Below are 14,280 nucleotides of genomic sequence, written 5' to 3'. Positions count from 1 at the left end.
TCGTTAAGGTTCCGTGATTGCCAGCGTGGCGTGCCCCCGGATGCCGACGACGGGAATCCCGCAGTCGAGCACCCGGTCACGGAGGGGCTTGTCGTTCGTGACGACGTAGTCGACCTCGCCCGATTCGGCGAGTTCGACGACCGCGTCGTCGGCGTACGATTCCTCGGTTTCGACCGCCCGGCACCGGGTCGCCAGGTCCGCGCCCACGCTCGCCGCGACGCCTTCGGTCCCGCCGCCCGCCGAGAGCTTCTCCAGCTCGTCGAGGACGGCCGTGGGGACCACGAGGTCCGCGTCGGCCGCGAGCAACCGGTCGAGTTCGTCGAACACGCGGACGTCGAGTTCGACCGGCATCATGTGCGCGTTCGTGTCCATGACGACTACGGTGGCGGTCACGTCACTTGAGCGTCCCGATACCGATGAGCCGCCAGCGAGCGCCCACGCGGCGGTTGATGGCTATCTTCGCTCCCTCGGCGGCGCAGACGGGGCGCTTGAGCGAGACTTCCGCCTCGCCGCTTCGCGCGCTCGTCACCGCGCCGACCGTGGTCGCGGTGCCGACGGTGAGCATCAGGGGCTCGCCGGTGGATATCTCGTCGATACCCTCGTCTTCCTCGCCGCCGACGACGCGGTCGAGAAGCTCCACGTCCATAGTGAACTGCTCGCGCGTCGGCGGGAGCGTGCCGGGCTCGCCGGCGACCTGCCCCGCGAGCGCGTCGCCCTTCGTGAAGCTCGGGTCGAGACCGGTCCCGACGCCGCAGAGCCCGCCGGGGCGGACCTCGTCGACCATGTTGCCGCCCGCCTGGAGCGAGCGGACCTCGGTCGTGATGGAGCGCCACTCGGTCTGGCCCTCCTCGTCGACCTCGCGGCCGGGGCGGAGTTCGAGTTCGTCGCCCTCCTCGAGTTTGCCGGCGACGACGCTACCGCCGACGACGCCGCCCATGAGACCGTCCCAGGTCGTCCCCGGGCGGTTGATGTCGAAACTGCGCGCGACGAACATCCGGCTGTCTTCGGTCTCGTCGCGGTCGGGCGTCGGAATCTCCTCCTCGATGGCCTCGATGAGGAGGTCGAGGTTGACCTCCTGTTGGGCGCTGATGGGGACGATGGGCGCGTCTTCGGCCACCGTTCCCTCCACGAACTCCTTTATCTGTTCGTAGTTGTCGAGGGCGCGCTCGCGGTCGACGAGGTCGACCTTGTTCTGCGCGATGACGATGTTCTCGATGCCGATGATATCGAGCGCCATCAGGTGCTCGGCCGTCTGGGCCTGCGGCACGTCCTCGGTCGCGCTCACGAGCAGGATGGCGCCGTCCATGATGGCGGCACCAGAGAGCATGGTCGCCATGAGCGTCTCGTGGCCGGGCGCGTCGACGAACGAGACGGTGCGGAGTACGTCCGTCTCCTCGCCGTCTTCTGTCTCTTCTTCGACCGTGTAACACTCCGGCGCGTCGGCGCCGGGAATCTGACGGAACGTCGCGTCGGCGTACCCCAGTCGGATGGAGATACCGCGCTTCATCTCCTCCGAGTGCTGGTCCGTCCACGAGCCGGACAACGCTTGGACGAGCGTCGTCTTTCCGTGGTCGACGTGACCGACGAGTCCGATGTTCACCTCCGGTTGTTGTGGGTTTTTCGTCACCATTGACCTCCTGAGAGTAATCTTGCGTGAACTTGGCTCCGAACGACTGATAAAGGTGCTGTTCTCGGAGCGGCGACGCTGTGGCTACGTCGGGCGGTCACACACCGCGCGCGGCGATTCAGCCGCGTCTCCCGGTCCCGGCGACGCTCCGAAAAATGGGTCGTCGCGCCCCCCAGCACGACGGTTCGCGGACCGATTCGAGTAACCCCTCGAACCGCTGTCGGCTCCGGGCTTCGCCGGTTATTCGACGCCCGTGACGAGCGACTGAAGCTCCTCGCGGTAGGCGTCGGGCGTGAGCCCGAGGTCGATGTCGACCGAGACCTCGATGGCCTCGGTCGGCTCCTTGGTCACGCTGAGTTCGATGTTCTCGCCGGGGTGTGCGCCGCCGGCGACGAGAATCGTCCCGTCGTGTTCCCAGACGGCCAGCATCCCGCTGACGTCGAACTCCTGTCCCTCGATGGTGAACTCCTTTTCGTCCGTGAACGGGAAGGTGATCTCGTCGAAGGCGATGGTGGCCTCGTAGTCGGTCACGCGCGCCGACTCGCCGGTATCGACCGTCGTCGTCCGCGTGTCGGTCTGTTCGATGTCCGTGACGTCCACGTCTTCCAACTGCCCCTCGTAGTTCGCCCGCGCGTGTTCTTCGACCAAGTCGACGACCGTCCCGCGGACCGCTTCCGGGAGGTTCGACAGGCTCGGGTCGAGCGTCACGCGCGTCGCGAAGAACAGCGAGAACTGCCCCTCGGCCTGTCCGAGCGTCTTCTCCTTCAGCGTCTCCGAGAGGCCCATGTCCTCGTAGACGAGCGTCTCGAACGCCGCGGAGACGCTCGCCGGGCCGACCGACCGCTCGAAGGCGGGGTCCAGCGAGTGTCCCCCGATGTACTCCCAGCCGCCGGCTTCGAGCGCCGCCTCGGGAACCTGCGGCGGTGCCCGCGCGGCGCTCGCGGTCATTCCGGAGCTACAGCCTGCGAGACTCGCGAGCCCCGCGCTGGCCGCGATACCGAGGTACGCTCTCCGTCTGATACTGCTGGATTCGTTGTTTTCCCCCTTCATCGGTCAGTACTGCCGGGCTCTGGGCCAAATAGGTACCTCCCCGAAAATCAAATGCGAGAACACCGACACGACTCGTCGGCCGCGGGAGCGACCTTTTTGCCGCTCCGCACCCGAGCGTTCCACGTGCCCGGACCGGTGTCGTCGCCCTCGGAGTTCGCCTTCGAACTGGCGCTCTGCGCCCACCTCGAACAGGCGACGGACTGGCTCCCCGCGCGGCAACTCGGCGCGTCGGTCGCCTCGCCGGGGAGCCGCATCATCGACGTGTGCGCCGTCGTCCCGGGGCCGGGGTTCGACGAGCGCGCCCGCATCACCGACCGCGCGATTCCCGCGGCGGCCATCGAGAGCGACGTGGGAGCCGGGAGCGCCGTCTTCTGGCGGGACGGCTTCGACTGCCACCCCGGTCGCGCCCGGCGCGCCACCGACCGCGCCGTCGACGTCGGCTTCTTCGAGTCCGAGCGCCGCCGGAGCCGGGAGTACGTCCGCCGCGCCGCCCGCTATCCAGACGACTGGTTCTCACGGCTCGTCGGCATCGAGAACAAACCCGACCTCGGAAGCCCCGGCGACCTGCTCCGACAGCTCCGGCTCGACGTGAGCCTCGCGGTCTTCGACGAGGTGATTCTCACGACCGAGAGCTACGTCACCGGCGCGCATCTCAACCGCATCCCCGAGGAGGTCGGCGTCTGGCGCTTCGACCCCGACACGGGCGACCGGGAGGTCGTCCGCGACCCCCGCCCGCTTTCGCCCGATTCGACCGGCGTCGAACCCGTCGAGTACCACTCGCTTCACACCGACGTGGCGCTCGTCCCACCCGCCGAAAAGCGAACCGCGCGCATCCGGCTCGCCGAGCGCGCCTACGGGAAGGGGTGGCGCGCCTACGACCCCCCGGGCTGTGTCCACGCCCGCGTCGACGCCGACGGCCGCCCGGTCTGCGAGCACTTCGAGCGGGTGGTCGACCCCGGCTCGGAGTGCGGTGCCGACTGCCCGGCGTTCGAGGCGGCCGCCTCCCCCGAACTGGACCGCGACGCCCTCCGCGAGTCGCGGACGGGCTGGGTCGCCGACCCGCCCGGCGCGGTCCGCAGACAGTCGGGACTCGACCGGTTCGTCTGACTCGGCCGGCCGCTCGTCGGGTCGTTAGTCGCCTCGTTCGTCGGAGTAGACCCAGCCGAGCGTCGCGACGACGCCGAAGCCGACGACGAACACCGCGCCCTCGACCCAGTTCGGATCGCCGGTCCACGAGGCGACGAGGTACCAGACGACTCCGGCGACGACTGCCAGCGGCGTGCTGTATCGAAGGGCCGCGACGATATCGGACACGACCGCCTCGACGCGCTCCGGCCGCAAAACCGCACCGGACCGCCGCGTTCGCCCCCGGCCCTCACTCCGCGTCGGCCCGCCGCTCCATGTGGTTCCAGTAGGCGACGAGCGCAACGCCGATGACGGCGACGAAGACGACCTGCACGGCGACGGCGAAGAAGTCCAGCCGGCCCGTGTCGACGTAGGTCAGGACGAAGTTCCCCGCGGCCGCGACGACGCCGGCGGCCATGAGATACCTGAACGCCTTGTCCTCAGCGATGGTTCGCAGGTTCACAGCTCGTACACCTCGCCGTCGACCGCCAGCGGCTCCTCGAACGCCTCGTCGGCGGGGTAGAAGTGCGCCACGTGTACGAGGCGGGTCTCGTCGGCGTTCAGTTCCTCGCCGAGCGCGATGGCCCCCTCGCGGGTCATGTGCTTCGTGCCGAAGGTCCGCGCGACCCCGTTTTCGTCGTAGTCGTCGCCGCCGATGGGGTGGTACTCGCAGACCGACGCGGGGACGATGGCCTCGGCGAGAAGCAGGTCGGGGTCGCGGAGCACGTCGCGGGACGCCTCGGGGATATCGTAGGTGGTGTCGCCCGAAAGCGAGAGCTTCGCGCCCGTCTCCGGGTCCTCGATGGCGACGCCGTAACAGACCAGCGGCGGGTGGACGACCGGAACGAACGTCACGTCGAGGCCGCAGGCGCGGAACGACTCGAACGGCGTCTGGTCTTCGACCGAGATGCGGTCGAGGTAGGCGAACTTCGAGCGAATCGCGTCGGCGACGCTCTCGCCCGTGACCGGGTCGACCTCGTCGGCGGCGTGGACCGAGAGGTCGTCGAGCAGGCGGTAGACGTTCCCGAGGCCGTCGAGGTGGTCGAAGTGGATGTGGGTGACTAAGGCCTCGTCCGGGAGCGCAACGTCCTGCGTGAGAAACTGGTGGCGGAAGTCGGGGCTGAAGTCCACGAGGAGCGACTCGCCGGTCCGCTCGTTTTCGACGTGGACCGAAAAGCGCGTCCGCTCGATGCCTCGCTCGCGGGCCGCGAGGCAGGTCTCGCAGTCGCACCCGACGGTGGGCGTCCCGGTCGTGTCGCCGGTGCCGAGGAGGGTCACGCGCATTGAGTCAACCACGGGGACGGCGAGGTATAAACGTGGCCGACGGCGGCGAGTCAGGACCGGTATGTCTGCCGGAACTCGACTACGGGGTGGAACGTCCCCGAGAGCGTCGCCGCTTCGAACCGGAGGTTCGCAGTAACCGTGCGCGGAACCGCCGAGACGAGCGTCTCGAATTCGACGGCCGGCGTTCGCGTTTCACCGCTCCGATTCGGCCACACCTCGTAGGCGAACGTCACCCGTCTCACGTCCCCATCGAGGTATCCAATCCCCGGGCTGACGTTATCGAACGACCCGACGCCGAGTCGCTCCCGAACCGTCGTCAGCGCCTCGGTTCCCGCGACGCTCCCGCCGACTCGCGTCACCCACGACGACGCCGGTTCTCGCTCGTACATCGGCTCTTTCGTCGTCCCCGACTCGTCCACGTGTTTGCGATAGCCGGTGCGTCGTCGCACCTCCGCAGTCTCCGGATAGTAGTCGTACTTCGACGACGCTCGGTAGTCGCGCGAGAGTGTAATCGGGTCTCCTGCGGCGGGGGCGGGATTCGACTCCGGTTCGGGAAGGGGAGTCGCGGTGGACGGTTCGAGGTCCGACGTACACCCGGCGAGTGCCGTCAGAATACCGCCCGCTGTAATCGTCCGAACGAACCGGCGTCTGCTGGAAGGCATCGGCTCAGCGTTTGCGGCCAACTGATGAATGTTTTGTCAGAAAGGTAGACTTACTGCGCCGCGCCGGCGTCTTTCTGCGTCTCGCCTTCGTGTTCGTCCGCGTGGTCGTGGTCGTGGTCGTGATCGTGACCGTCTCCGGACGCCGACCCCGCGACGAGTTCCGACGAGTCGGACATCATGTCGAGGTTCTTCAGGTTGTCGCGCTCTTCGAAGTCGGCGACGGCCTCGAGCAGGTCGTTCTGCGTGAGTTCCATCCGCTCTTCGGTGAGCGCTTCGAGGACGGCCTCGCGGAGGACGAGCCGGAGGTCGGAGCCGGTGAGGCCCTCCGTCACGTCGGCGATGGCCGAGGGGTCGAACTCGTCTATGTCCATTCGGTTCGTGATGACCCGGAGGATGTCGGCGCGCATCCCGCGGTCCGGCTTGGGGAAGTTGACGATCTCGTCGAAGCGCCGCCACGCCGCCGAGTCGAGCTGGTCGGGGTGGTTGGTCGCGCCGATGAGGATGACCTCGTCGCGAATCAGCGAGATGTCGTCGATGCTCTTGAGGAGCGTGTTGACCGCGCGCTTGAGCGCCGCGTGTTCGTCCGACCGGCGGGTCTTCGCCACCGAGTCGAACTCGTCGATAAAGAGGATACACGGCGACAGCCGCTTTGCCACCTCGAAGGTCTTTTCGACGTTCTTGGCCGTCTCGCCGAGGTACTGGCTCGTAATCATCGAGAGCTTCACCTCGACGAACGGGAGGCCGAGTTCGTGGGCGAGCGCCCGCGAGACGGTGGTCTTGCCGGTCCCCGGCGGCCCGACGAAGAGGATTTTCCCGATCTCGCGGAGGCCGATGTCCGCGAGGTACTCGCGGTGCTCGATGGCCTTCATCAGCTTGTGAATCTCGCCTTCCTGGTCCGTCGTGAGCACGAGGTCGTCGAGGGTCATCTCGATTTCCTCGGGCGCGCGGACCTGCACGAGGTCGAGCATCTCGGCGTCGTCCTCGTCGTCGAAGTACTCGTCGAGCAGGCTGTCTATCCACACGCGGTCGGCGTGAATCGGCCGGGTCTGTTCTCTCGCGTCCGCGTGGGTCACGTCCACGTCGTCGCGGTCCTCGACCGACTTCGCGACCGTCGGGTTCGTCACGAGCCGGTCGTGGTCGGCCCGCTTGACGAACCACTCCAGCGCCATCTCGGGTTGGGTCAGCGAGAGACGCCCGGAGAACTCCTCACGCTGGGTGAACATGAGGTCGGAAATCGCGTCCCAGGGGTGTTCGACGCCGGTCGCCTTCCGCGCGACGGACTCGGTCACGACCAGCGGTCGCTCGATGCCGCCCATCGACGAGTCGTCCTCGTCGCCGTCGTCCTCGGCGTCCGCCCAGAAGACGCGTCGATACCGCGGGGGAAGGTCGTTTTCGTCAAGCGTTCGGTCGTCAGTGTAGAGGTGGGCCGTCAGCAGAAACTCGACAACCTCGAGCGCCCGTTCACTCATCCCCCAGAAATTGCCCGGGGAGACGCATAAGAGCGTCGGAGCGTCGCCGGGAGCCGCGCGCGACCGAACTACCTCGATGGCAAAGAACGCGGCGCGGCTCCGTCTGCCGAAGTTAATTCCAGAAAAAGAATACAAAAATATATTCTAAATCGGGCGCATTACGCGATTATATTCCTTTCATCTGATTCTATATTGTGTCTTCATTCAGAATACGGGGATAAAATATCCTTTCTTAAACGATTAGGTCTTTATGGTTATCTTCCGCCACTGTGAGCCAAGAAAGTGAAATGATATTCACGAACGGCACGGGATATATGCCCGAATACGGTACGTTCGACGCGGACGGTGGGTGGTGAGTCGCGTGGCGAAACAAGTTCCGACGACCTGCATGCGCTGTGCGGTCGGCTGTGGCCACGTCCATCTCGGCTCCGACACGGCGTACGGTCTCGACGCGGTCCGGGGCGACCCCTCGCACCCCGTGAACAACGGGCTGGCCTGCGGTCGCGGCATCCGCGAGTCGGCCGACCCCGACGGGTCGTGGCTCACGCGGCCGCTCGTCAGGGAGAACGGCGAACTCCGCCAGACCTCGTGGTCCGACGCGCTCGCGCGCGCGGGAGACGCCATCGCCGACGCGATGGCCGACGACCCCGACGAGGTCGCCGTCCTCGGGAGCGGTCAGCAGACGAACGAGGCGGCCTACGCCCTCGGAAAACTCGCCCGCGGCGGCATCGGCACCCGGAACTACGACGCGAACACGACGCTCTGCATGGCGAGCGCGGTCAAGGCCTACTACCGCGCCTTCGGGAGCGACGCGCCGCCGCCGACCTACGACGACATCCCCGAGGCCGAGACGCACCTCGTCTGGGGGGCGAACCCGGCGGTCGCCCACCCCGTGATGTTCCGGTGGATTCGCCAGTCGGCCGACGACGGCGACCTCGTCGTCGTCGACCCCGTCGAGACGAAGACCGCGGCGGTCGCCGACGACCACGTCGCCATCGACCCCGGCGGCGACCTCGCGCTGGCGCAGGCGGTCCTCGGTCACCTCGTCGAGACCGACCGCGTGGACGACGCGTTCGTCGAGGGGTACACGGAGGGCTTCGACCGCGTCGTCGACGAACTCCCCCCGGTCGAAGAGGCGGCGTCGGAGGCCGGCGTCTCGCTCGACGAAGTCGAGAAACTGGCGTCGCTCCTCGACGCCCCCACGCTCGTCTACTGGGGCATGGGCGTCAACCAGAGCGTCCGCGGCACCGCGACCGCCGGCGCGCTCGTGAACCTCTGTCTCGCCTCGGGGAACCTCGGCCCCGGCTCCGGCCCCTTTTCTCTCACCGGACAGGCGAACTCGATGGGCACCCGCGTCGTCTCCTCGAAGGGGACGTGGCCCGGCCATCGGCCGTTCGAGCACCCGGACCACCGTCGGACCGTCGCCGAGGCGTGGGGCGTGCCCGTCTCTCGGCTCCCCGACGACAACGGGCCGGGACCGGTCGGAATGTTCGGGTCGTCGCCGTCGGTCGTCTGGACCGTCGCCACCAACCCGCTCGCGGGGTTCCCGGACGCCACGGCCGCCCGCGAGGTCCTCGAAGACTCGTTCCTCGTCGTGCAGGACGCCTTCCAGTCCGAGACGGTCGAACTCGCCGACGTGGTGCTCCCCGCGGCGACGTGGGGCGAGGCCGAGGGGACCACGATGAACATGGAGCGGACCGTCTCGCGGGTCCGCCCGGCCACCGAGACGCCGCCGGGCGTCAGACAGGACCTCGACATCATCGCCGACGTGGCCGCCCGCGTCGCGCCCGGACTGCTCCCGAGGCCGTCGGTCTCGCCGAGCGACCTGTTCGACGAGTTCGCCGCGCTCACCGAGGGGACCGACGCCGACTGCTCGGGGCTGTCGTACACGCGACTCGACGGCGAGCGCGCCGTGCGCTGGCCCGCGCCGGACCCGACGAGCGAGGGCGGCTACCGCTACTACGACGCCGACGGGGAGTCCGACGACTCGACGTGGTCGTTCCCGACGCCGTCGGGGAAGGCGCAGTTCAGCGCGCTCTCGGGGCCGTCGCTCCCCGAACCCGCCGACGAGTCGTACCCGCTGACGCTCACGACCGGCCGCGAGGCCGACGGGTACAACACCGGCGTCCGCACGCGGAGCGACACGCCGGACCACCCGGTCGCCCGCGCGCACCCCGACACCATCAACGCGCACCGCGACGCGGTCGCCGACCCCGAGGGCGCCCGTCGAACCACCGTCGTCTCCCGCCGGGCATCGGTTCCGGCGACGCTCGACCCCGACGACGCCGTCCCGCCGGGCCTCGTCTGGCTCTCTATTCACCACCCCATGACCAACCGACTCACCAGCCCCGCGGTCGACCCGCAGTCGAACGAACCGAACTTCAAGCAGTGCGCCGTCCGCCTCGAACACCCCGAGACGACCGCGTCGACCGACCTCCTCGCGGCCGAGGTGAGCGACTGATGGCGCCCGTCGCCGCCGGCGGACGGCATCGCGAACTCGAACACACCGCCGCCTGAGAATGGCCGACGCGTCGCACCCACACCTCGACACCGGCCGCGCGGGCATCATCCTCGCCGGCGGCCGCTCGACCAGATTCGGCGGCATCGACAAGGCGACGGCCACCGTCGGCGGCCAGCCCATGATTCACCGGGTCGCCGCCTCGCTCGACCCCGTCGTCGACGAACTCGTCGTCAACTGCCGCGCCGAACAGCGGGACTCGCTGGCCGGCGCGCTGTTGGACTTCGACGTCCGGTTCGCGGAGGACGCCCACCCCGACCGGGGGCCCGTCTTCGGTTTACGGACCGCGTTGCGGGAGACGAGCGCCGAGTACGCGGCGGTCCTCCCGACCGATATGCCGCTGGTCCCGAGCGGGTTCATCTCGCACCTCTTCGGCCGCCTGCAGGGCGGCGCGGGCGTCGTCCCGCGGGTCTCCGAGACGACCCAACCGCTTCCCGCGGTCGTTCACTGCCGCGCCGCCGAAGTCGCCTGCACGGACACCATCCGCGCCGGCGACGACCGCCTCCAGACCGTGATGTCCGCCCTCGACGCCACCGTCCTCGACGACCGAGAAGTGGAGGCTCACGCCGGAACGCACGTGTTTCACAACGTGAACTCCTTCGACGACTTGCGCGCGCTCGCCGCTCGTCGGTGAACCGTGTTCGAGGGACGTACCACATTATTGTCCATGAGGGTCTGTTTTGATTATCCAATAATCGGCCGTCTATTTGCCCAAAATACGACCTTATATTCGGAATATCCGGTTATAGAATGGACGAATGCGGGAAATTGTGGCAATTTCTAAAGGTTTTCAACGAATACTCTTATCAACCTTTGTCGAGTCGTGTTATCACGAAACATGACCAAGTTCGCAAACAAACGCACACAGATAGTGGACAATTGCCCACTGGTGGTCGGAAATGGCGAGTAAGAAGGAAGCGTGGAAGTCGGAGCTCTACGGCGACGAGGTTCGCGAGAAAATCGAGGAGTTCGCCGAGAAGGGCGTCGACGCAATCCCCGAGGAGGAGCGCGACAAGTGGTTCACCCGCTTCAAGTTCTGGGGCGTCTTCCAGCAACGGACGGGTCAGGACTCCTATTTCATGATGCGGCTGACGAACGCCAACGGCGTCCTCGAACCGGGGCAACTCCGGGCCATCGGTGAGGTCGCGCGCGACTACGCCTCCGGTCCCGTCGAGAACCCCGAGTTCGGCGACGCGTGGGTCGACCTGACGACGCGCCAGTCGATTCAGCTCCACTGGCTCGAACTCGAAGACATCCCCGCGGTCTGGGAGAAGCTCGAAGCGGCGGGCGTCTCCTCGCGGTCCGCGGGCGGCGACACCATGCGGAACATCACCGGCTGTCCGGTCGCCGGCCGCGACAAGCACGAACTCGTCGAGTCCCAGCCGCTTCTCGACCGCTTCCAGGCGGACCTCCGCGGGAACGACGCGCTGTCGAACATGCCGCGGAAGTTCAACATCAGCGTCACCGGCTGTCGCGAGGGCTGTGCGCAGGACTCGATAAACGACGTGGGACTCGAACCCGCGAAGAAGGAAGTCGACGGCGAGACGGTCACCGGCTTCAACGTCCGGGTCGGCGGCGGCCTCGGCTCCCGAAAGCCGCGCGTCGCCCGCGACCTCGACGTCTTCGTCGCCGACGAAGAGCGCGCCTACGAGGTCGTCCGCGGCTTCGTCGAACTCTACCACGAACACGGCAACCGCGACGTTCGGGCCCGCGCCCGCAGTCGCTTCTTCGTCGACGAGTGGGGCACGGAGAAGATTCGCGACCTCCTGCAGGAGGAGTACGTCGACTTCGAACTCCGGTCTGCGGGCGAGAACATCCGCGACGAGTACACCTACAACGCGGGCCGCCCGGAGTCCGCCGGCAAACACGACCACGTCGGCGTCCACGAGCAGGCCGACGGCGACTACTACGTCGGCCTCAGCGTCGCGGTCGGCCGGCTCACGGCGTCGGACGCCATCGAACTGGCCGACATCGCAGACGAGTACGGGTCCGGCGAGGTCCGACTCACTCGCCGGCAGAACCCGCTACTGATGGACGTGCCGGAGGAGAAGCTCGACGACCTGCTCGCCGAACCGCTCCTCGGCAAGCACACGCCCGTCCCGAACCCGTTCCAGCGCGGCACCGTCGCCTGCACCGGCACGGAGTTCTGCTCGCTCGCGCTCACGGAGACGAAAGCGCGGACCGCCCGGATGCTCCGGTGGCTCCGCGACAACGTGGACGTGCCCGACGACGTGAGTCAACTGAAGATTCACTACTCCGGCTGTACCGCCGACTGCGGGCAGGCGAACACGGCCGACATCGGCCTGTTCGGCATGCGCGCCCAGAAGGACGGCGAGATGGTCGAGGCGATGGACATCGGCGTCGGCGGCGGCATCGGCGAGGACCCGTCGTTCGTCGAGTGGGTTCGACAGCGCATCCCGGCGGACGAGGTGCCGGGCGCAATCGCGTCGCTCGTCGAGGCGTTCGCCGAGCGCCGCGAGCCCGGACAGACGTTCCGCGAGTGGGTCGAGGCCGAGGGGACCGAGGCCGTCACGGAGTACTGCGTCCCCGAGGAGACGGACTTCGAAGCGCCGTACATGCACGACGCGAAGCAGTCGTGGTACCCCTTCGCCGAGGACGAGGCGCAGTCCGAACAGACGGTCACGAGCGACTGAACATGACCGACCGCATCGCCTCCGAGAACCCGGCTGACGACGCCGACGCCGCCGATTCCGAGGCCGCCGACGCGGGCTTCGAGCACGCCTCGGCCGACGTCGCGCCGGAACTGTTCCCGGCGGAGCCAACGGTCGCCGACGCGGGTACCGGCGGGACCCCCGGTCGGCCGGACATCGACTCCGCCACCAGTTCCTGACGTTCCGAGACTCGGTGCCGTCGTCTCCACTTTCACCGCTTCCTCGGCGTTTTTCGACCCGAACGACAACTCGTCGCGACGAATAGCGAGTTCTAAACTATTTATGGTGTTCGAACCCGGATGCTGTGTCATGCCAGAGCCAGTCATCGCGGCCGCGTACCGCACGCCGTTCGGCAAGGCGGGCGGCGTGTTCGAAGACGTCCGAAGCGAGGACCTCTCGGTCACGCTCATCGACCACATCCTCGACGAACACGACGTCAACCCCGACGACGTGGAGGACCTGATGTGGGGCGTCGCCCAACAGCGCACCGAACAGGACAACAACGTCGCCCGCGTCATCGCGCTCCTGTCGGCCCTCGGCGAGGGGACGCCCGCGACGAGCATCAACCGGTGGTGCGCCTCCTCGATGCAGGCCATCATCTCGGCGTCCGACGCCGTCGCCGCCGGCAACCGCGAGTGCATCGTCGCCGGCGGCGTCGAGAGCATGTCCCGCGTGCCGATGGACGGCGACTCCTACGAGCACCTCCATCCGGAACTGAGCGAGCGGTACAACATCTTCCAACTCCAGATGGGGATGACCGCCGAGAAGGTCGCCGAGGAGTACGAAGTCTCTCGGGAGGCCCAAGACGAATTCGCGCTTCGGAGCCACCGGCGCGCCGCCGACGCGACCGACTCGGGCCGTTTCGACGACGAAATCGTCCCGGTCGAGACGGCAGACGGCGTCGTCACCGAAGACGAGGGCATCCGCCGCGACACCTCGATGGAGGTGCTCGCCGGCCTCGACCCCGCCTTCTCGGGCGACGGCTCGGTCACCGCCGGCAACTCCTCGCAGATAACCGACGGCGCGGCCGCCGTCCTCGTCACCAGCCGCGAGTTCGCCGACGAACGCGGCCTCGACGTGCTCGCCTCGGTCGGCACGAACAACGTCGCCGGCGTCGACCCGACGGTCATGGGCATCGGCCCGGTCCCGGCCACCCGCGGCCTCCTCGACCGCGCCGGCACCGACATCGACGACTACGGCCTCGTCGAAATCAACGAGGCGTTCGCCAGCCAGTGTGAGTACTCCCGCCGCGAACTCGGTATCGACGCGGACGAACTCAACGTCAACGGCGGCGCAATCGCCCTCGGCCACCCGCTCGGGGCGTCCGGCGCGCGCCTCCCGGTGACGCTCATCCACGAGATGCAGAAGCGCGACGTGGACCGCGGCCTCGCGTCGCTCTGCGTCGGCTTCGGCCAAGGTGCGGCAATCGAGTTCAGTAGGTAGGGCGAGAGTTCGGCTGTTTTTTGGTCCAGATTTTTGCCGAGCGGAGCGAGGGAAAAAGGTGGCAGTGGCGCGGCAATCGAGTTCAGTCGGTAAGGTCGCCCCGCGTTTTTATCCCGGTTCGTCGCGGGACGCGAGCGAAATCCGAGGACCACGCGTCGGTGGTTCCCCGAACCGCCGACCTCGGCTATCGCTCACGAATATACGTGCGCCTTTCGTCACGTTCATACTTCGGTCGTCGAGAGTATCCCGGTGATGAATCTCACGACGGCCGTTCTCTCGGGGGGCGTCGCGGCGCTGGCGGCCGCGGGGGTCGCCTCCGCGGGAGTCGCTCCGAGCCCCGACCTCGGCGCGCCCGTCTGGTACGTCCTCGTCGCGCTCACCGTCGGCTACTGGACGGTGTTCGTCCGGTGGGCGCGGCGCTGACCGGTCG

Annotated in this window: 15 protein-coding genes; 7 read left to right on the top strand and 8 right to left on the bottom strand. The window is 67.8% G+C overall.

All coding sequences use genetic code 11. The features are described 5' to 3' along the window. Window positions 1-3: 3 nt before the first annotated feature. The 3 genes from C441_RS16705 to C441_RS16695 all read right to left on the bottom strand — a co-directional run bounded on the left by C441_RS16705 (window position 4) and on the right by C441_RS16695 (window position 2,575). Window positions 4-372 carry a hypothetical protein gene (locus tag C441_RS16705; RefSeq protein ID WP_007276150.1) on the bottom strand — a complete coding sequence of 123 codons (369 nt, stop codon included), beginning with the start codon at window positions 370-372 and terminating at the stop codon, window positions 4-6. A gap of 22 nt (window positions 373-394) precedes the next feature. Then, entirely contained in the window at window positions 395-1,630 is a 1,236-nt protein-coding gene (locus tag C441_RS16700) for a translation initiation factor IF-2 subunit gamma (RefSeq protein ID WP_049920659.1), read from the bottom strand. Window positions 1,631-1,867: 237 nt separating this feature from the next. After that, the gene (locus C441_RS16695) at window positions 1,868-2,575 is read right to left on the bottom strand and encodes a hypothetical protein (protein ID WP_007276148.1); all 708 of its coding nucleotides are present in this window, start codon (window positions 2,573-2,575) and stop codon (window positions 1,868-1,870) included. Window positions 2,576-2,800: 225 nt separating this feature from the next. On the opposite strand from C441_RS16695, the gene C441_RS16690 reads away from it, so the two are divergent. Then, entirely contained in the window at window positions 2,801-3,784 is a 984-nt protein-coding gene (locus tag C441_RS16690) for a DUF5787 family protein (protein ID WP_193363604.1), read from the top strand. Between the two features lie 24 nt (window positions 3,785-3,808). Here C441_RS16690 and C441_RS16685 read toward each other — a convergent pair whose 3' ends face one another. The 5 genes from C441_RS16685 to C441_RS16665 all read right to left on the bottom strand — a co-directional run bounded on the left by C441_RS16685 (window position 3,809) and on the right by C441_RS16665 (window position 7,217). Next, complete coding sequence (locus C441_RS16685) at window positions 3,809-3,991, bottom strand: hypothetical protein (RefSeq protein WP_229722725.1); 183 nt, start codon at window positions 3,989-3,991, stop codon at window positions 3,809-3,811. A gap of 61 nt (window positions 3,992-4,052) precedes the next feature. Next, window positions 4,053-4,265: a hypothetical protein gene (locus tag C441_RS16680; protein WP_007276145.1), complete on the bottom strand. Its 213-nt coding sequence runs from the start codon at window positions 4,263-4,265 to the stop codon at window positions 4,053-4,055. Beyond that, the gene (locus C441_RS16675; protein WP_007276144.1) at window positions 4,262-5,086 is read right to left on the bottom strand and encodes an MBL fold metallo-hydrolase; all 825 of its coding nucleotides are present in this window, start codon (window positions 5,084-5,086) and stop codon (window positions 4,262-4,264) included. Before C441_RS16675 ends, C441_RS16680 begins: the two co-directional genes overlap by 4 nt. 50 nt (window positions 5,087-5,136) lie before the next feature. Next, window positions 5,137-5,748, bottom strand: a complete 612-nt coding sequence (locus tag C441_RS20355; protein WP_239640848.1) for a hypothetical protein — start codon at window positions 5,746-5,748, stop codon at window positions 5,137-5,139. 50 nt (window positions 5,749-5,798) lie between these two features. Further along, a complete protein-coding gene (locus tag C441_RS16665; protein WP_007276142.1) occupies window positions 5,799-7,217 on the bottom strand; it encodes an ATP-binding protein in 1,419 nt (472 codons plus the stop codon). A 349-nt stretch (window positions 7,218-7,566) separates the two neighbouring features. Between C441_RS16665 and nasA the strand changes: the two genes are divergently transcribed. The 6 genes from nasA (at window position 7,567) to C441_RS20060 (ending at window position 14,273) form a co-directional block, all read left to right on the top strand. Continuing rightward, window positions 7,567-9,678: an assimilatory nitrate reductase NasA gene (gene nasA, locus C441_RS16660; protein WP_275040277.1), complete on the top strand. Its 2,112-nt coding sequence runs from the start codon at window positions 7,567-7,569 to the stop codon at window positions 9,676-9,678. Between the two features lie 58 nt (window positions 9,679-9,736). Continuing rightward, window positions 9,737-10,369, top strand: a complete 633-nt coding sequence (locus C441_RS16655; RefSeq protein ID WP_007276140.1) for a molybdenum cofactor guanylyltransferase — start codon at window positions 9,737-9,739, stop codon at window positions 10,367-10,369. Between the two features lie 265 nt (window positions 10,370-10,634). After that, the gene (locus tag C441_RS16650; protein ID WP_007276139.1) at window positions 10,635-12,389 is read left to right on the top strand and encodes a nitrite/sulfite reductase; all 1,755 of its coding nucleotides are present in this window, start codon (window positions 10,635-10,637) and stop codon (window positions 12,387-12,389) included. A 2-nt stretch (window positions 12,390-12,391) separates the two neighbouring features. Beyond that, window positions 12,392-12,586 (top strand): hypothetical protein, encoded by a 195-nt coding sequence (locus C441_RS16645; protein WP_007276138.1) that lies wholly within the window; start codon window positions 12,392-12,394, stop codon window positions 12,584-12,586. A gap of 130 nt (window positions 12,587-12,716) precedes the next feature. Further along, complete coding sequence (locus tag C441_RS16640; protein WP_007276137.1) at window positions 12,717-13,850, top strand: thiolase family protein; 1,134 nt, start codon at window positions 12,717-12,719, stop codon at window positions 13,848-13,850. A gap of 252 nt (window positions 13,851-14,102) precedes the next feature. Continuing rightward, on the top strand, window positions 14,103-14,273 hold the full coding sequence (locus C441_RS20060; protein ID WP_007276136.1) for a hypothetical protein: 171 nt from the start codon (window positions 14,103-14,105) through the stop codon (window positions 14,271-14,273). Window positions 14,274-14,280: the final 7 nt, after the last annotated feature.

It is taken from the genome of Haloferax sulfurifontis ATCC BAA-897 (genome assembly GCF_000337835.1).
Classification (GTDB): domain Archaea; phylum Halobacteriota; class Halobacteria; order Halobacteriales; family Haloferacaceae; genus Haloferax; species Haloferax denitrificans.
This window is presented reverse-complemented; position numbering and strand designations above follow the sequence as displayed.